Origin of the sequence: Yoonia sp. R2331 (genome assembly GCF_041103235.1) — a bacterium.
In the GTDB taxonomy this organism is placed as follows: Bacteria; Pseudomonadota; Alphaproteobacteria; order Rhodobacterales; family Rhodobacteraceae; genus CANMYO01.
This window is the reverse complement of sequence record NZ_JBGCUN010000001.1, coordinates 2,230,483-2,248,192: the sequence shown is the minus strand read 5'-3', so window position 1 is coordinate 2,248,192 and position 17,710 is coordinate 2,230,483. Positions and strand designations below refer to the sequence as shown.

The 17,710-nt window shown below is 60.9% G+C and carries 17 protein-coding genes; 12 read left to right on the top strand and 5 right to left on the bottom strand.

From position 1 onward, the window contains the following. Positions 1–370: 370 nt before the first annotated feature. On the top strand, positions 371–1,120 hold the full coding sequence (locus AB3Y40_RS11555) for a YebC/PmpR family DNA-binding transcriptional regulator (RefSeq protein ID WP_369438940.1): 750 nt from the start codon (positions 371–373) through the stop codon (positions 1,118–1,120). A gap of 140 nt (positions 1,121–1,260) precedes the next feature. Then, positions 1,261–2,157: a DMT family transporter gene (locus AB3Y40_RS11550; protein WP_369438939.1), complete on the top strand. Its 897-nt coding sequence runs from the start codon at positions 1,261–1,263 to the stop codon at positions 2,155–2,157. Here the strand turns inward: AB3Y40_RS11550 and choV are convergent. From choV to choX, 3 genes are read right to left on the bottom strand one after another with little or no spacing between them, the layout of a single operon-like run. Then, the gene (gene choV, locus AB3Y40_RS11545) at positions 2,154–3,176 is read right to left on the bottom strand and encodes a choline ABC transporter ATP-binding protein (RefSeq protein ID WP_369438938.1); all 1,023 of its coding nucleotides are present in this window, start codon (positions 3,174–3,176) and stop codon (positions 2,154–2,156) included. The two genes, AB3Y40_RS11550 and choV, sit on opposite strands and share 4 nt — an antisense overlap. Continuing rightward, the gene (choW, locus tag AB3Y40_RS11540) at positions 3,173–4,003 is read right to left on the bottom strand and encodes a choline ABC transporter permease subunit (protein WP_369438937.1); all 831 of its coding nucleotides are present in this window, start codon (positions 4,001–4,003) and stop codon (positions 3,173–3,175) included. The genes choV and choW overlap by 4 nt, the downstream gene beginning before the upstream one ends. Positions 4,004–4,054: 51 nt before the next feature. Beyond that, positions 4,055–4,984 carry a choline ABC transporter substrate-binding protein gene (gene choX, locus AB3Y40_RS11535; RefSeq protein ID WP_369438936.1) on the bottom strand — a complete coding sequence of 310 codons (930 nt, stop codon included), beginning with the start codon at positions 4,982–4,984 and terminating at the stop codon, positions 4,055–4,057. 89 nt (positions 4,985–5,073) lie between these two features. Here choX and betI point away from each other — a divergent pair, with 89 nt between their 5' ends. The 5 genes from betI (at position 5,074) to AB3Y40_RS11510 (ending at position 11,241) form a co-directional block, all read left to right on the top strand. Next, positions 5,074–5,637, top strand: coding sequence for a choline-binding transcriptional repressor BetI (gene betI, locus AB3Y40_RS11530; RefSeq protein WP_369438935.1), 564 nt, complete (start codon positions 5,074–5,076; stop codon positions 5,635–5,637). Beyond that, positions 5,634–7,142, top strand: a complete 1,509-nt coding sequence (gene betC / locus AB3Y40_RS11525) for a choline-sulfatase (RefSeq protein WP_369438934.1) — start codon at positions 5,634–5,636, stop codon at positions 7,140–7,142. The genes betI and betC overlap by 4 nt, the downstream gene beginning before the upstream one ends. A gap of 46 nt (positions 7,143–7,188) precedes the next feature. Further along, positions 7,189–8,643: a betaine-aldehyde dehydrogenase gene (betB, locus tag AB3Y40_RS11520; protein ID WP_369438933.1), complete on the top strand. Its 1,455-nt coding sequence runs from the start codon at positions 7,189–7,191 to the stop codon at positions 8,641–8,643. A gap of 234 nt (positions 8,644–8,877) precedes the next feature. After that, a complete protein-coding gene (gene betA, locus AB3Y40_RS11515; RefSeq protein WP_369438932.1) occupies positions 8,878–10,536 on the top strand; it encodes a choline dehydrogenase in 1,659 nt (552 codons plus the stop codon). A 78-nt stretch (positions 10,537–10,614) separates the two neighbouring features. Next, positions 10,615–11,241 carry a thermonuclease family protein gene (locus tag AB3Y40_RS11510; protein ID WP_369438931.1) on the top strand — a complete coding sequence of 209 codons (627 nt, stop codon included), beginning with the start codon at positions 10,615–10,617 and terminating at the stop codon, positions 11,239–11,241. On the opposite strand, the gene AB3Y40_RS11505 is transcribed toward AB3Y40_RS11510, so the two are convergent. Both AB3Y40_RS11505 and AB3Y40_RS11500 read right to left on the bottom strand, forming a co-directional pair. Beyond that, entirely contained in the window at positions 11,238–12,638 is a 1,401-nt protein-coding gene (locus AB3Y40_RS11505) for a helix-turn-helix domain-containing protein (protein ID WP_369438930.1), read from the bottom strand. The genes AB3Y40_RS11510 and AB3Y40_RS11505 overlap by 4 nt on opposite strands. A 51-nt stretch (positions 12,639–12,689) precedes the next feature. Then, positions 12,690–13,907 (bottom strand): multidrug effflux MFS transporter, encoded by a 1,218-nt coding sequence (locus AB3Y40_RS11500; protein WP_369438929.1) that lies wholly within the window; start codon positions 13,905–13,907, stop codon positions 12,690–12,692. 187 nt (positions 13,908–14,094) lie between these two features. On the opposite strand from AB3Y40_RS11500, the gene AB3Y40_RS11495 reads away from it, so the two are divergent. The 5 genes from AB3Y40_RS11495 to AB3Y40_RS11475 all read left to right on the top strand — a co-directional run bounded on the left by AB3Y40_RS11495 (position 14,095) and on the right by AB3Y40_RS11475 (position 17,681). Beyond that, complete coding sequence (locus tag AB3Y40_RS11495; protein ID WP_369438928.1) at positions 14,095–15,621, top strand: acyl-CoA carboxylase subunit beta; 1,527 nt, start codon at positions 14,095–14,097, stop codon at positions 15,619–15,621. 97 nt (positions 15,622–15,718) lie between these two features. Continuing rightward, entirely contained in the window at positions 15,719–16,111 is a 393-nt protein-coding gene (locus AB3Y40_RS11490; protein ID WP_369438927.1) for a hypothetical protein, read from the top strand. After that, on the top strand, positions 16,108–16,488 hold the full coding sequence (locus AB3Y40_RS11485; protein ID WP_369438926.1) for a DUF6497 family protein: 381 nt from the start codon (positions 16,108–16,110) through the stop codon (positions 16,486–16,488). The genes AB3Y40_RS11490 and AB3Y40_RS11485 overlap by 4 nt, the downstream gene beginning before the upstream one ends. Before the next feature lie 310 nt (positions 16,489–16,798). Continuing rightward, entirely contained in the window at positions 16,799–17,143 is a 345-nt protein-coding gene (locus tag AB3Y40_RS11480) for a hypothetical protein (RefSeq protein WP_369438925.1), read from the top strand. Between the two features lie 343 nt (positions 17,144–17,486). Continuing rightward, positions 17,487–17,681, top strand: a complete 195-nt coding sequence (locus AB3Y40_RS11475) for a hypothetical protein (protein ID WP_369438924.1) — start codon at positions 17,487–17,489, stop codon at positions 17,679–17,681. Positions 17,682–17,710: the final 29 nt, after the last annotated feature.

Here is a 17,710-nt window from a genome sequence, read left to right as displayed (position 1 = left end):
GAGGAATATTTGAGCCAAGGCGTCGCGGGGCGCGGTGGATTAATGGTCCAGTTTGCCCACTTGTTGTATTCACCATTGAGGTCTTTGTTGTCCCAGTCTGTCATCACATTCTCTCTTATCGGCCCCACCGAACAAGGTAGAAATCGCACATAAACGGGGCAAAATTGTGGCAAATGCGGAAGATGTGATGAAACGCGGGTCGGGAGCCATGTGGCGCAGCAAAGGAAAGCCGTGTCAGCATCGCGGATGATATCCTTGGCTGTCGACGGCGCGTCACGCAAACCGCAGGTAACCTCTGAAGCACGCACCGCTTGAACGTATGGGCCGATTTGGCGTAAGAGGCGTCAAACCCGCAGATGAGGATCACGACATGGCCGGCCACTCCAAATGGGCAAATATTCAGCACCGCAAGGGGCGTCAGGATAAACTGCGCGCCAAGGTGTTTTCCAAGATGTCGAAAGAGATCACCGTGGCCGCCAAGATGGGCGACCCCGACCCCGACAAGAACCCGCGTCTGCGCCTGGCGGTGAAAGAGGCAAAGTCCGTCTCTGTGCCCAAGGACGTGATCGAACGCGCGATCAACAAGGCCGTGGGCGGCGACGCGGAAAACTACGATGAGATCCGCTATGAGGGGTACGGCCCCAATGGTGTGGCGGTGATCGTCGAGGCGATGACCGACAACCGCAACCGGACGGCCTCGACCGTGCGGTCGACGTTTTCAAAGAACGGCGGCAATCTGGGTGAAACCGGCAGCGTGGGCTTCATGTTCGACCGCAAGGGCCAGATCATCTATCCCGCAGACGTGGGCGACGAAGATACCGTGATGATGGCCGCGATTGAAGCAGGTGCCGAGGACGTGCAATCCGACGAAGGCGCCCATGTGATCATCTGTGCCGATACCGATCTCAATGACGTGTCAAACGCGCTTGAGGCGGAACTGGGCGAAAGCGAAAGCACCAAGCTGATCTGGAAGCCGAACCTGTCGACAGAGCTTGATTTGGACGGGCTGACCAAGCTGATGAAGCTGGTGGATACGCTGGAAGAAGATGACGACGTCCAGACCGTCACGACAAACTTTGAAGCCTCTGACGAGGTGATGGAAGCTTTCGCCAACAGCTGATCCGAGGCGGCGATTATTCGTCGCATAATCGGGGTAGGGGCTTTGCCCCTCTGCCGCCTTTTAGGCGTCATTCACCCCAGGATATTTTTGGCCAGAAGAAGGGGCTTGCGCTCGGCCAAGGCTGGGCAGAGTGTGCGCGGATGACCAGCCCGTCGCGTCCCCTTGCCGGAATTCTCTGGATGGCCCTGACCGGGGTGATGTTTGTCTGCGTGACAGCCATTGTGAAGCATCTGGGCGACGCGGTACCTGCGGCGCAGGCGGCGTTTCTGCGTTACGTGCTGGGGCTGGTGTTTCTGATCCCGATGATCCGGCCGATCCTCGCGGCACATCTGACCGCCCGGCAGGTCAAGCTTTTTGCGCTGCGCGGGCTGGCACATTCCGCCGCTGTCATCCTATGGTTCTTTGCCATGGCCCGTATCCCGCTGGCAGAGGTCACGGCGATGAATTATCTCTCGCCGGTCTATGTCACCCTTGGGGCCGCACTTGTCTTGGGCGAGGCGTTGCCGCCGCGTCGCTTGGCGGCCGTGCTGGTCGCACTGCTCGGCGCAGTGATCATCCTGCGCCCGGGCCTGCGCGCGGTGGAGCCGGGGCATATCGCAATGCTGGGCACGGCGGTGCTGTTCGCGGTGGGCTATCTTTTGGCCAAGCAATTGGCCGGAGAGGTGAACGCCGCCGTGGTGGTGGGCATGCTTTCGATCACCGTGACCATCGGCTTGGCCCCTTTTGCCTGGGCGGTCTGGGTGCCGGTGACACTGACGGATCTAGGCTGGCTCTTCCTTGTGGCCTGTTTTGCCACCGTTGGGCATTACACCATGACACTGGCTTTTGCCGCCGCCCCGTTGACCGTGACGCAACCGGTTACGTTTTTGCAACTGATCTGGGCGGTGCTGCTGGGCTGGTTCGTCTTTGGCGAGGCGGTGGACGGCTGGGTGATCTTTGGCGGGGCGCTGATCATGGCCGCCGTCAGTTTCATCACCTGGCGTGAGGCGCGGGCAAAATCCGCCCTGACCCCGGCGGTGCCGCAGACCAAAGGTTAGCCCGCACCCCGCTGCGCCAGCCGTTTAAGCAGAGAGGCCTGATTGATCTGGCCAATCGGCGCGCCGCCGTCGGTCACAAACAGCGGTTGATCGGTAATCTGGGCGATAATGTCCTGCACCGGGGTTTCGGCGTCGATTTCCTGCCCCGTCGCATTCAGGCCCAGCGGCACCATCACATCCCGCGCCGTCAGCACACCCAGCGGGTTCATGTGGGTGACAAAGTCGGCCACATAATCGTTGGCAGGATTGGTGAAAATCTCGCGCGGGGTGCCGCATTGCACGATGCGCCCGCCCTCCATGATCGCGATGCGGTTACCGATCTTGAACGCCTCGTCCAGATCATGGCTGACGAAGATAATCGTGCGCCCGCGCTGGGCCTGCATCTCTAACAGTTCATCCTGCAGCCGCGTGCGGATCAGTGGATCAAGCGCCGAAAAGGGTTCATCCATCAGCAGGATCGGCGCGTCTGTGGCAAAGGCGCGGGCCAGGCCCACGCGCTGCTGCATCCCGCCCGACAGCTCGCCGACCAGCGCGTCCGCTCGGTCAGCCAGACCAACCAACGCCAGTTCCTCGTCCACGCGCTTTCGGCGCGCGGCTTTGGCCATGCCACCCAGTTCTAGCCCAAGGCCCACGTTGTCGCGCACCGTGCGCCAGGGCAGCAGGCCGAATTGCTGGAACACCATCGACACGCATTGCTGGCGCACGCGGCGCAGGTCGCGGCTATTGGCGGTGCCAACAGCGCATGACCAATCGCCGTCATGGATGCGCACCTCTCCCCGGACGACGGGGTTCAGCCCGTTGACCGCGCGCAGCAGCGTTGACTTGCCGGAGCCAGACAGGCCCATAAGCACAAGGATTTCGCCCTCTTCCACGGTCAGGGAACAATCGTGCACGCCCAGGATCTGGCCACACGCCTTTTGGATGTCGGGGCGTTCGCGGCCTTCATCCATTAGGGGCAGGGCGGCTTCCGGCTTGTCACCAAAGACGATTGAAACGTTGTCAAACTCAACCGCGCTCATTTCGACACCCTCAGCATCCGGTCCAGCATGATCGCCACGACCACGATGACAAAGCCACTCTCAAACCCAAGCGAGGTGTTCACCGTATTCAACGCCCGGATCACCGGCACACCCAATCCGCTGGCGCCCACAAGTGCGGCGATCACCACCATCGACAGGGATAGCATGATGGTCTGGTTCAGCCCTGCCATGATCTGCGGCAGGGCAGAGGGCAATTCGACCTTCCACAACAGCTGCCGTTTGGTCGCGCCAAAAGCCTCAGCCGCTTCGATCAGCGCCGTGGGGGTTGAAGACACGCCCAGATAGGTCAGCCGGATCGGCGCGGGCAGCACAAAGATCACCGTGGCAATCAGTCCCGGCACCATACCGATGCCAAAGAACACGATGGCCGGGATCAGGTAGACAAAGGTCGGCAGCGTCTGCATCAGGTCCAGCACCGGCACCATCGCGCGATAAAGACGCGGGCGGTGTGCCGCGGCAATGCCAATTGGCACGCCCACACCCATGCAGACCACACAGGCTGACAGCACCAGCGTCAGCGACTGCATCGTCTCTTCCCAATAGTCCTGATTGAGGATGAACAGGAACCCCGCGACGATCAGCAACGGCGTCTTCCAAGAGCGTTGCAGCACAAAGGTCAGTGCCGCAAACACCGCGATGATGATAAAGGGATGTGGCGTTTCCAACACCCAAAGGATGCCGTCAATCAGCGCCTCCATCGCGTCGGAGAGCGCATCAAAGAAGAAGGCGAAGTTATTGTTGAGCCAATCAAAAATCGACTTGGCCCATTTGCCGATGGGGATCTTGTTTTCGGTTAGCAAGTCCATCGCGCCCTCTTGTCGAAATAGGCGGTCCCGTAGGGGACCGCCCGGTTGGTCTTACATGCCCAGCTTGGCCTTGACCGCCGCGACGGCGTCACCGCCGTCCTTGGTGGTCACACCGTCAAGCCAGCCCATGAAGGCATCGGGGTTGGCCGAGAGCCACGCCATCGCTGCATCTGCGGGGTCTTCGCCGTCGTTCAGGATCGCGCCCATGATCTCATTCTCCATCGCCAACGAGAATTCGAGGTTCATCAGCATTTTGCTAACATTCGGACAGCTGTCGGCAAAGCCTGCGGTGGTGTTGGTGAACACGGTGGCCCCGCCCAGATTTGGGCCAAACCAGTCATCGCCGCCTTCCAGATAGGACATCTCGAAATTGGCGTTCATCGGATGCGGTTCCCAGCCCAGAAAGACGATGGGCTCGTCCCGGCCACTGGCGCGGTCAACCTGTGCCAGCATACCCTGCTCAGAGCTTTCGACCACTTCAAAACCTGCGTCACCCAGACCAAAGGCGTTGTCGGCGATCATGTCCATGATCAGACGGTTGCCATCGTTGCCCGGCTCGATGCCGTAGATTTTGGCGTCCAGCGCGTCAGCCTTGGCGGCGATGTCGGCAAAGTTGGCAAGCCCCATGTCCGCGGCAGCCTTGTTCACCGCCAGCGTGTACTTGGCGCCTTCAAGATTGGCGCGCACGGTGTCCACAGTGCCTGCCTCGCGGTAGGGGGCAATGTCAGCCTCCATCGTCGGCATCCAGTTGCCCAGAAAGACGTCTACGTCGCCCTCTGCCAATGAGATATAGGTCACGGGCACGGACAGCACCTTAATCTCAGTCTCGTACCCCAGCGCATCCAGCACCACCGTTGTGGCAGCGGTGGTGGCGGTGATGTCGGTCCAGCCCACATCCGAAAAGGTGACGCTGTCGCAATCTGCAAAGGCAGGTGCAGCGGCGCAAATGGCCAGCACAGACAAGGTGTTTTTAAGGTTCATGACGTTTCTCCCAGATTGGCGGTTTTTTGTTGATTGACGAGTCAATCAAAAACCAAATATCCTGCTGGGGCAACAAGAAAGATCAGATAATGCCCAAGCTCGGGATGGAACCTATACGCCGCGCGGCCCTAGTGAAAGCCACGATTGCCGAGGTCGGCGATGCCGGGTCGCTGGATGTGAGCGTCAGTAAAATCGCCAAGCGAGCAGGCATGTCGTCCGCGCTGGCGCACCATTATTTCGGCGGCAAGGACCAGATTTTTGTGGCCGCGATGCGCCAGATTCTGCGCGACTTCGGCGCGCAGGTTGTGACAGCGCTCAAGGCGCAGCCGGGGAACCGGGCAGGGGCCATCGTTGACGCCTGCTTTGCGGATGAATGCTTTGCCCCCGCCACGATCAGCGCCTGGATGACATTCTACGTGCAGGCTCAGACCAACCCGGATGCGCTGCGGCTTTTGCAGCTGTACCAGCGGCGGTTACGGTCCAATCTGACACATGCCCTTCGTGGAAGCGCTGCCGACCCGCAAGAGGCGGCAGATATGCTCGCCGCCCTGATCGACGGGTTCTACATCCGCGCCGCGTTGGCCAAGCCAGAGGCGAATGCCCGCGCCAAAGTGCTGAAGATGCTCGATATTCTGACCCATGGTGCGGCATGACCCAGCGCAATATCCTGATCATCATGGTCGACCAGTTGAACGGCACGCTTTTTCCTGACGGCCCGGCAGACTGGCTCCATGCCCCCAACCTCAAGGCGCTTGCGGCGCGCTCTACCCGGTTTCAGAATGCCTATACCGCCTCGCCGCTCTGCGCACCGGGGCGGGCGTCGTTCATGTCGGGCCAATTGCCCAGCCGCACCGGCGTCTACGACAATGCCGCCGAATTTGCCTCGTCCATCCCGACCTACGCCCATCACCTGCGCCGCGCGGGCTATCAGACCTGTCTTTCGGGCAAGATGCACTTTGTCGGCCCCGACCAGTTGCACGGCTTCGAAGAACGCCTGACCACCGACATCTATCCGCCCGATTTCGGCTGGACGCCGGACTACCGCAAACCGGGCGAGCGGATTGACTGGTGGTATCACAACATGGGGTCGGTGACGGGGGCGGGCGTGGCCGAGATCACCAACCAGATGGAATATGATGATGAGGTCGCCCACCACGCGCGCGCCAAGCTCTATGACCTCTCGCGCGGCCATGACGCGCGGCCCTGGTGCCTGACCGTTAGCTTCACCCACCCGCATGATCCTTACGTTGCGCGGAAAAAATACTGGGACCTCTACGCTGATTGCGACCACCTGCTGCCCGCTGTGGGCCCGATCCCCTATGCCGATCAGGACGCGCACTCCAAACGCATTCTGGATGCCAACGACCACGAAAACTTTGACATCACCGAAGATCAGGTCAAACGCGCCCGCCGCGCCTATTTCGCCAATATCTCTTACCTCGACGACAAGGTGGGCGAGATCCTGCAAACGCTGGACGACACGCGGCAAGAGGCGACGATCCTCTTTGTCTCTGACCACGGCGACATGCTGGGCGACCGTGGGCTTTGGTTCAAGATGTCCTTCTATGACGGCTCTGCACGTGTGCCGCTGATGATCTCTGACCCCGACATGACGCCGGGCCTGATCACCACACCGGTCAGCAATATCGACGTCTGCCCGACGCTCTGTGATCTGGCAGGTGTCGACATGTCCGAAGTTGCCCCCTGGACCGATGGGGAAAGCATCAAGCCACTTGGGCAGGGCGGCACCCGGGATGCGCCGGTTGCGATGGAATACGCCGCCGAAGGCTCCTATGCGCCACTGGTCTCGCTCCGCTATGGCAAGTGGAAATTCAACATGTGCAGCCTCGACCCCGATCAGCTGTTTGACATGGAAAACGATCCGCAAGAGCTGACAAACCTGGCCGAAGTTGATGCCCATCAGGGCACACGCACGCAACTGCGTGCCAAGGCCGAAAAACGTTGGGACCTCGCGCGCTTTGATGCAGATGTGCGCCACTCCCAAGCAGGACGCTGGGTCGTCTACGAGGCGCTGCGCAACGGCAATTATTTCCCATGGGACTATCAGCCGCTGCAAAAAGCATCCGAACGCTACATGCGCAACCATATGGACCTGAACGTGCTGGAAGAAAACCAGCGGTTCCCGCGGGGCGAATGACCCCTTTCTTTTGAATAAAAATATGCCCGCCGGAGGCGTCTGTCAGATGCAAATACAACCCACCGCCAGCCATTTCATTGATGGCACATATGTCGAGGATACCGCAGGCGAGGTGATTGATGTCATCTACCCCTTCACCGGTGAGGTGGTCGCACGTGTTCACGCCGCCACGCCCGCGATCATCGACCGGGCACTTGCGGCCGCGGGCCGTGCGCAAAAGGAATGGGCCTCGTGGACGGGCACCGAACGCGGCCGTGTGCTGCGCCGCGCCGCTGACATCATGCGCGACCGCAACCATGACCTGTCGGTGCTGGAAACTTATGACACCGGCAAACCTTATCAGGAAACCTCTGTGGCAGATGCCACCTCTGGGGCGGATGCACTGGAATATTTCGGCGGCCTCGCAGGCAGCCTGACCGGCGAACACATTCCGCTGGCTGGGGGGGATTTTGTCTATACCCGGCGCGAGCCCTTGGGCGTCTGCGTGGGCATTGGCGCGTGGAACTACCCCACGCAGATCGCCAGTTGGAAAGGCGCACCGGCACTGGCCTGTGGGAATGCGATGGTCTTCAAGCCGTCTGAAACCACGCCGCTTTGCGCGCTGAAAGTGGCGGAAATCCTGGCAGAGGCGGGGGCCCCTGCCGGCACCTACAACGTGGTGCAGGGCATGGGGGCTGTGGGGTCGGCGCTGATCAATGATCCGCGCGTGGCCAAGGTCTCGCTCACCGGGTCGGTGCCCACGGGGCAAAAGGTCTATAGCGCGGCCGCTTCCGGCGTGCGCCACGTCACGATGGAACTGGGCGGCAAATCTCCCATCGTGATCTTTGACGATGCCGATCTCGAAAACGCAGTCTCTGGCGCGATCCTGGGCAATTTTTATTCCACCGGGCAGGTCTGTTCCAACGGCACGCGGGTCTTTGTGCAAAAGGGCATCAAGGACGCCTTTCTGAGGCGGCTGAATGAACGTCTTGCAGGGGTCATCATGGGCGACCCGCAGGACCCGGCAACAAACTTTGGCCCGATGGTCAGCGCGCAACAGCGCCAGATCGTCATGGGCTTTGTCGAAAAAGGCGTCGCCGAAGGCGCCCGTCTGGTCACCGGCGGCAAATTGGTGGACGGTCCGGGCTTTTTCATTGAACCCACCGTCTTTGCCGATGTCACCGATGATATGATCATCGCCAAAGATGAGATTTTTGGCCCGGTCCTGTCAGTCCTCGACTTCGAGACCGAGGAAGAGGCGCTGGCCCGCGCCAATGACACGCCCTTTGGTCTTGCGGCTTCTGTCTTTACCCGCGATCTGACGCGCGCGCACCGCATGGCCGCCGGGTTCGAGGCGGGGACCTGTTACATCAACACCCACAACCTCGCGCCGGTCGAGGCACCCTTTGGCGGATCAAAGCTGTCGGGGGTGGGTCGCGAAAACTCCAAACTTGCGATCGACCACTACAGCGAAATGAAGGGCGTCTATGTCGCCATGAACGATGTCGAGGCACCGTTTTGACGGGGACCAAAATTTTTCAAAAATTTTGGGGCCAAATTCTTGCAAGAATTTGGGGGCCCAACGGCAATCATGTGCAGTGGGGCGGTGGTTTTGACTGTGCTGAGAGGTGCTTGAGGGATCAAAATGATCCTCAGGTCACCTCTTCAAGTATGGGGGGCGATTCCCCAAAGCCTCAAGGCAGACCCGCAAAGCGGGGGCCTGCGGCCGCCTTGACCCTTCGTGGAATCACCTGACATGCGTGCGGATTACGTGATCATCGGGGCAGGCTCTGCGGGCTGTGCGATGGCGTATCGGCTGGCCGAGGCGGGCAAGGATGTTCTGATCATTGAACACGGCGGCTGGGACGGTGGACCGTTCATCCAGATGCCTGCGGCGCTGTCCTATCCGATGAACATGAAGGCCTACGACTGGGGCCTGCAATCGGAACCTGAACCGCACCTTGGCGGACGCCGCCTTGTGGTGCCGCGCGGCAAGGTCATTGGCGGGTCCTCGTCGATCAACGGGATGATCTATGTGCGCGGCCACGCGCTTGACTATGACCACTGGGCTGACGTGGGGGCGGATGGCTGGGGTTATGCAGACGTCTTGCCCTACTTCAAACGCATGGAACACTGGCACGATGGTGGCCACGGCGGTGATCCGGTCTGGCGCGGCACCGATGGTCCGTTGCACATCAGCCGTGGCCCCCGGACCAACCCGCTGACCCGCGCCTTTGTGAAAGCGGGCGAGCAGGCGGGCTATCCGGTTACGCCAGACTACAACGGCCACCAGCAAGAAGGCTTTGGCCCCTACGACGCCACCATCTGGAAAGGCCTGCGCTGGTCGGCGGCCAATGCCTATCTGCGGCCTGCGTTGAAGCGTGCAAATTGCAACCTTGTGCGCGCGCTGGCGCAACGCGTGGTAATCGAAGATGGCCGCGCAACAGGCGTCGCGGTCCAACGCGGCGGCAAGACAGAGGTGATCCGCGCCAACACCGAGGTCATCATTGCCGCCTCGGCCATCAACTCGCCCAAGATCCTGATGCAGTCTGGCATCGGCCCCGCCGCCCATCTGGCCGCGCACAGCATCGACGTGGTCGCAGACCGCGCGGGCGTGGGCCAAAACCTGCAAGACCATCTGGAACTTTATATTCAGCAGGCCGCAGTCAAACCTGTCTCACTTTTTAAGCACTGGAACCTGTTCGGCAAAGCGATGATCGGGGCACAGTGGCTATTCACCAAAACCGGGCTTGGGGCCTCGAACCAGTTTGAAAGTGCGGGCTTCATTCGCTCGAACAAGGGCGTGCAATACCCTGATATTCAATACCATTTCCTGCCCATCGCCGTCCGCTATGATGGGCAGGTTGCCGCCGAAGGCCACGGCTATCAGGCCCATGTGGGCCCAATGCGATCAGTCTCGCGCGGGCAGGTGACCTTGCAATCAAACGATCCCAATGTCGCCCCGAAAATACAGTTCAATTACATGTCCGACCCCTCGGATTGGGAAGATTTCCGCCGCGCCATTCGCCTGACGCGCGAGATTTTCGCGCAACAGGCCTTTGCCCCCTTTCGCGGTCACGAAATTCAGCCCGGCGCGGCGGTGCAAAGCGATGCGGCGCTGGATGATTTCATCCGCGACCACGTGGAAAGCGCCTATCACCCCTGCGGCACCTGCAAGATGGGCCGTGCTGACGACCCAATGGCGGTCGTTGACCCGCAGGCCCGCGTGATCGGTGTTGACGGGCTGCGCGTGGCCGACAGTTCGATCTTTCCGCGGATCACCAACGGCAACCTCAACGCGCCCTCGATCATGGTGGGCGAAAAAGCGGCCGATCACGTGTTGGGCCGCACCCCGCTGCCCCGCGCCAATGATCAGCCGTGGATTCATCCCAACTGGCAAACCAGCCAGCGTTAACCACTCTTGGTGTTTCCTTCTGCGCGCCTTGTGACGGCCACAGGGCGCCCATACCTTAACGCCATGTTGCGTGCGTTCATGGTTTCTTTACTTTTGACGACCGGCCCTGCAGGGGCTGAGGTGATCTCGGGCGTGGCGACCGTGGTCGACGGTGACACGCTACGCGTGGCCGGACAATCGGTGCGTATCCACGGGATCGACACGCCCGAACGGGATCAGACCTGCCGCACCGAACATGGCGTGATATATGGCTGTGGGGTGGTTGCGACGGCCGCCATGATACAGCTGATCGGCCAGCATCCGGTAACCTGCAATGGTCAGGATCGTGATAAATATCAACGAGTTGTGGCGAAATGTGTGGCCGGGGACCGCGATCTGGGGGCGGCCCTTGTGGCACGCGGCTATGCCACGGCCTACCAGCGCTACAGCCTTGACTATGTGCCTCAGGAACAGGCCGCGCGGGCGGCCCGCCTTGGGATCTGGTCCGGGACCATGCAGCGTCCCGCCGTCTTTCGTGCCCGCGATGCCGATCCGGCACCGGGGGATTGCACGCTGAAGGGCAACATCAGCGCCAATGGCCGCATCGTGCACAGCCCCGGTGATGACAGCTATGCCCGTACCAAGATCAACGCCGCCCGTGGCGAACGCTGGTTCTGTTCCCTGGCCGAGGCGCGCGCCGCAGGCTGGCGTGCCGCGCGGCGTTAATCCACCTGATAGGGCAACACATCCCGCACATTGGGATCGACCCGCAACTGCCGTTCCAGCGGCGGGACAGAGCGTTGATGGCAATTCCGCCGCTCGCAGATGCGACAGGAAATCCCAATCGGTTCAAAGGCGTCTGCGTTATCGGTCAGCATGTGATCTGCATAGATCAGGGCAGGGGCGTGCTTGACTTCGCAGCCCAGCCCGATGGCATAGCGCCGGGTCGGCGCACCAAATCCACCGCCCGGTTTGCTGACGTCGCGCGCCAGACAAAAGTACCGGACCCCGTCGGGTGTTTCCGCCAACTGCCGCAGGAATTGGCGCGGCGTCTCAAACGCGGCGTGCACGTTCCACAAAGGGCAGGCGCCGCCATAACGCGCAAACTGCAGGGTCGTGGCCGAATGGCGCTTGGTGATCGTGCCCGCCTGATCGACCCGCACGAAAAAGAACGGGATGCCCTTGGCCCCCGGTCGTTGCAATGTCGACAGCCGGTGCGCGATTTGCTCGACCGAGGCCCCGAACAGGGTCGCCAAACGCTCCAGATCGTGGCGCGTGTCTTGTGCGGCGGCCAGAAACGCGCCGTAGGGCAGCAAAGAGGCCCCTGCAAAGTAGTTCGCCAACCCCACCTTGGCGATGCCCCGCGCCTCGGATGATGCAAATCGGGCGAAATCCAGCGTCGCATCCAGCAGCGGTTCATGCTGGGTCAATGCAAGCTGCATCAGGATCTGAAAGCTTTGGGTGGCGGGCTCTGCATGACGGCTGAGCGTCAGGGTCCGGGTTTTGGGATCAAACCGCCGGATTGCCGCGTCATCGGTGAACCGCGTGGCGATGCCCGCGCGTTCAAGGGCTGCGATTGCTGCCTGCGCCACGGACTGATCGGCACTGACGCTGGCAGCAAACCGTTCGGCGGCGCGGTCAACGCTGTCGATGTAGTTGTCGCAATAGTGAAAGAAGTCGCGCACCTCTTCCCACGGGCTGGGCTGCAGGCGGGCATCTTCGCGCCCCAGCGCTTCGTCCAGTGACGCAAGGCGTTCATGCGTTTGCCGATAGGCGGTATGCAGGTCCAGAAAGGCGCGGGTCAGGCCGGGGGCATTTGTCGCCGCAAGTCGCAAATCTGCAAGGGCAGGGGCAGGGCCGGTGAACACCGGATCGGCCAGCGCCTCGCGCATATCGCCCACCAGCCGCGCCTCGTCGCCAGCTTGCAACTCTGTCACGTCGATCCCGAATTCCTGCGCCAGCCCCAGCAGCACTGCGGTGCTGACGGGCCGGTTGTTGTTTTCCATTTGGTTGAGATAGGGCAGCGAGACACCAAGCCGCGCGGCAAAATCTTTTTGCGTCAGCCCTTGCCGCCCACGCAATTCGCGCAGTTTGGCCCCGGCATAAAGTTTCTGTGTCGCCATGATCGCCCCTGACCGTCTGCCTTTGCAAACTGCCTTTGCGGCTTTGCGAAATCAAGCGGTGGCGACCTGACGCCCCCGGAAGATGACAAAGATCACAGCCAGCAGCGACAGGACTGCACAGGCAAACATCAGAACCTGCAAGGGAATAGCAGAGCTTTGCCCTTCCAGCACCACGCCTGCCAGTTGCGACAGCGCAGCCCCCCCGCCGATCATCAGCGCGCCCGACAGGCCAGAGGCGGTGCCCGCAAGACGGGGACGCACAGACATTGACCCGGCCATCGCACCCGGCAGAAGCATCCCGTTGCCCATCCCGAAGATTGTGCAGAAACCGAAGAACAGCCAGGCGCTCTCGCTTCCGGCCAGTGCAAGCAGCAGTGACACGCCAAGGCCCGCCAGTGTGATCAGTGTGCCGATCATCGCCATGGTGTTGACGCCGACGCGCACCGTAAAGCGCCCTGACAGGTAATTCCCAAAGGCATAGCCGGCCGCTGGCGCCCCCAGCGCGATCCCAGTCCACAAAGGTGAAAGGCCATATAACCCGTTGGCCACAAACGGCGCGCCGCCCAGATAGGCGAAAAACGCCCCCGACCCAAAGGCCGCGGCCAGCGAATAGCCCCAGAACCGGGGCGAGGTCAGCAGCACCGGATAGGCTGCCACTTGCTCGCGAAAGCCCATGCCGCCCTCGCTGAGTGTTTCGCCCTGATCAAAGTAGCACAGCGCCAGCACGCCCGTGCCTGCAACGGCAAGGAACACAAGGGTCGACCGCCAGCCAAACGCCTCGTCCAGCGCGCCGCCGACCATTGGGCCTAGCATCGGCACCAGCGCCATGCCCATCGTCACATATCCGATCATCGACGCGGCCTGATCCTGCGGCACGATATCGCGCACAATCGCGCGGCTGAGCACAATGCCCGTGGCAACTGCGGCTTGCAGAATGCGGAACACCAGAAAGGTCCCGATTGTCGGGGCCAGCGCCGCCCCGGCCGAGGCCAGCACAAAGATCATAAGCGCGGCCAGCACGACCGCGCGCCGCCCAAACCGATCTGACAGTGGGCCAATGGCGATCTGCAAGACCGCTGTGGCCGCCAGATACCCCGAGACCGCAAACTGGATCGTCGCGTAATCCGTGCCAAAATCCTGCGCCATGATGTTCAGCGATGGCAAAAAGATCGACATGTTCAGCGCGGAAATGCCTGCCAGCAGGATCAGTGTCGCGATATGTGGGGGCGTCGTGCGATCAAGGAATCGCACTGTGGGCAAACTGGACATGAAGCAGAGGTAGTCCCGGAACCCGTCAGCGTCCACCCGCCGTTTGTGACGGGTGTCCTGTGCGAAATTGCATATATTTGCAGGTTTGCAATTTCTGGCGCGACATGTGCCATAACTTTGCAAATTTGCGCTTCATCTTCGCGGCGGCCCGCCTATGATGCCCGCACCAGTGGGGAAGGATCAAAAGATGCAAGATATCCTGCAAGAACTGCAAGATCGCCGCGATGTGGCACATGCCGGTGGCGGCCAGCGCCGGATTGACGCGCAGCATGGCAAGGGCAAGCTGACAGCGCGGGAACGGATCTCGCTCTTGCTGGACGAAGGCAGCTTTGAAGAGTTTGACACCTTTGTCGCGCACCGTTGCACCGACTTCGGGATGCAGGACCAGCGCCCGCCGGGTGACGGGGTCGTGACCGGCTGGGGCACGATCAATGGTCGCATGGTCTATGTCTTTTCGCAGGACTTCACCGTCTTTGGTGGCTCTTTGTCGGAAACTCACGCCCAAAAAATCTGCAAGATCATGGATATGGCGATGCAGAACGGCGCGCCGGTCATCGGGTTGAACGACAGCGGCGGCGCGCGCATTCAGGAAGGTGTCGCCAGCCTTGCAGGCTATGCCGAGGTGTTCCAGCGCAACATCATGGCCTCTGGCGTGGTGCCGCAGATTTCCGTGATCATGGGGCCTTGTGCCGGTGGTGCTGTCTATAGCCCCGCGATGACGGACTTTATCTTCATGGTCAAAGACAGCTCTTACATGTTTGTGACCGGCCCCGATGTGGTGAAAACCGTCACCAACGAAGTGGTGACAGCCGAAGAACTGGGCGGGGCCAGCACCCACACCAAGAAATCCTCGGTCGCGGATGGCGCGTTTGAAAACGATGTGGAGGCTTTGGCCGAGGTGCGCCGTCTTGTGGACCTTTTGCCGCTTAATAACCGCAGCAAGCCACCCGTGCGCCCGTTCTTTGATGATCCGGGCCGGATCGAGGACAGCCTTGATACATTGATCCCCGACAACGCCAACACCCCCTATGACATGAAGGAATTGATCCTCAAGCTGGGGGATGAGGGCGATTTTTACGAAATTCAGGAAGACTACGCCAAGAACATCATCACTGGGTTTATCCGGCTGGAAGGGTCCACGGTTGGTGTGGTTGCCAATCAGCCGATGGTGTTGGCGGGCTGTCTTGATATCGACAGCAGCCGCAAGGCCGCGCGTTTTGTGCGGTTCTGCGATGCCTTTGAGATCCCAATCCTGACGCTGGTCGATGTGCCCGGTTTCCTGCCCGGTACGTCCCAGGAATACGGCGGTGTGATCAAGCACGGGGCGAAGCTGCTGTTTGCTTATGGAGAGGCGACAGTGCCGAAGGTCACGGTCATCACCCGCAAGGCCTATGGCGGGGCTTATGACGTCATGGCCTCCAAGCATTTGCGGGGCGATTTCAACTATGCTTGGCCCACAGCCGAGATTGCGGTGATGGGGGCCAAGGGGGCCACAGAGATCATCCACCGCGGCAAGTCACCCGATGAGATTGCGGCGCTGACGCAGGAATACGAAGACCGCTTTGCCAATCCCTTTGTGGCTGCCGAAAAAGGGTTCATCGACGAAGTGATCATGCCCCATTCCACCCGCAAGCGGGTCTGCCGGGCGTTTGCGTCATTGCGCGGCAAGTCGCTGCAGAACCCGTGGAAAAAGCATGACAATATTCCACTCTAGGGAGGCATTTTTTTCAAAAAAATGCGGGGGGCCAGCCCCCCGTCCGCAAGCGGACTCCCCCCGGGATTATTTTGGCCAGAAGAAGATTTGGGCACTCGTGCTGGGTCTTTTTGCGTCACCCGTGGTGGCGGATGAGGGAGGGCTGGGCACATGGCTGCGGGACCGTTTGGCGCCGGATGTGCACGCAGACCCCGCGGCTTTGGCAGATTGGGACATGGTCAGGTCTGCCCATGATTTGGTGGCAGGTACCGCTGAGATTGAGTTCAACCAAAAGCGCGGAACTGCGGGTGACACAAAGACGTTTCCGTTTCTGGCAGCTTGCCAGATGGCCATGGATCAGCGCCTTGTACATGGGGCAGGCACGCCCGCGCCCGGTGTTGTCACGGTGATTGCCGCGCGGGTGCGGGGCACGGCGCGGTTTTCCCGTGCGGTGGAATTCGCAATCATTGGAGAAAGCTGCCATTCCAACTTTGTGGGGTCAGACACATGATGCGCTGGATGGTCCTGCTGGCGCTTGCAAGCCCCGCCGCCGCCCAAGAGGTGGCTGTGCCATCGGGCGTGCCCATGACGCTTTATGATGTCCGGCTGGAACAAGAGCCTGAAGAGGTGGCGCGCTTTCGCTTTGTCAGCGCGGCGATTGATCCCGCAGGCGCGGGGCGCACCTTTGGCGATCTGGTCGATGACCTGCAATTCATCTGCGAACAGGTGGTTGTGCCGTCGCTGGCGGCCAACGCCTGGACAGGCCGTTCGGTTGTGATCTCGGTCTCCAGCCGCGAAACCGAATTTGGGATCTATGACGACAGCGTCACCCAGTTCTTTCAACCTTATCAGATCACAGGCGACACATGCGCGTGGGAGGAGTTCTGATGATCCAGCCCGCCACCGCCACTGATGCAGCCAGACCACAGGCCGGCGCTTTGCACCTGACCCCATATGCAGGCGCGCCCATTGCCGCTATGCACGGGGCCAGAGGCAATTTCGCGCCGCAAAGATCGGAAAATCCGACGGGCCGCGCGACACAATCGGGCGGGTTACCATGTCAAACGGCATCAAGGCGTTTGCGTTCGCAGGGCTTATGGCCCTTGTTGCGATCAGCGGATCACAAGGGCAGGCACGCGGCATCGCTGTGCAAGCGGATATCATCCTTACCGAATAACCCCGCACGGGGGATCGGCTGATGGAAAAGCATCGCGGATTCCCGGGGCGACTGCCCGGCACCGATTTTCAATTCACCATCCGGCGCGCGCACAAGGACGGGGCCACCCGTCTGACGGCGCGCCAGCGATTCCCGGATCGCCGCCCGGCTGATAAACGCGCCGATGCGGGATTTATGGCGGCTTTGTGGGAACATTTCGGCCCTGATCCTTTCCCGCGCGGCAATTTGGACGCGGGCCGCCTGTCATGGCTCTTTGAGCGTGAGGTGATTGCCGCAGAAGATCCTTTTGATCCAGAGAGTTACGATGCCCTGCTGCAGATCGATGAAAAGGTGGCACGGGTCACCTTTGCAGAGGTGTTTGCATGATTTTTGGGCTGAATATGCGCGGGAAAGTGCCGCAGGGCATGCAATCTCGGCGGGAAATCGCGCAAATGCGACCCTGTGGAGGTGCGGACTATCTGAACGCGGCACCATCATGCAAACGTTGTTCTGCAGATGGGTGTTCCAGCAAGCGCACGTCTGCACATTGTCAACACCGTTACCCTTCCCCTTGCCGGTTTGCTCTGTCCCAGAGCAGACCGGCATACCTCTTTTGGGGCTTGGCCGATTGCTCGGCGGCAAAACGCAAGGGGGGCATCTTTGGGGTTGAGTTGACCGCGCAATCCAGCGAATCTGCATATGTTAACAAAACCAACAAAGGCAGTATTCCATGTTTAACCTTAAGTTCATCATCGCAGCCGCTGCGGCCCTTACGCTGTCAGCCTGTGCAGGCATCAACACAGATGGCGAGCGCGCCGTCGTCGGCGCAGGCGTCGGCTGTTTGGCCGGTGAAGCGATCAACGGTGATTGCACCACAGGCGCACTTGTCGGCGCAGTTGGTGGCGCATTGGCCAACGACCTCTAGGGTCGGCACACGACAGTTCCCGGATCAGG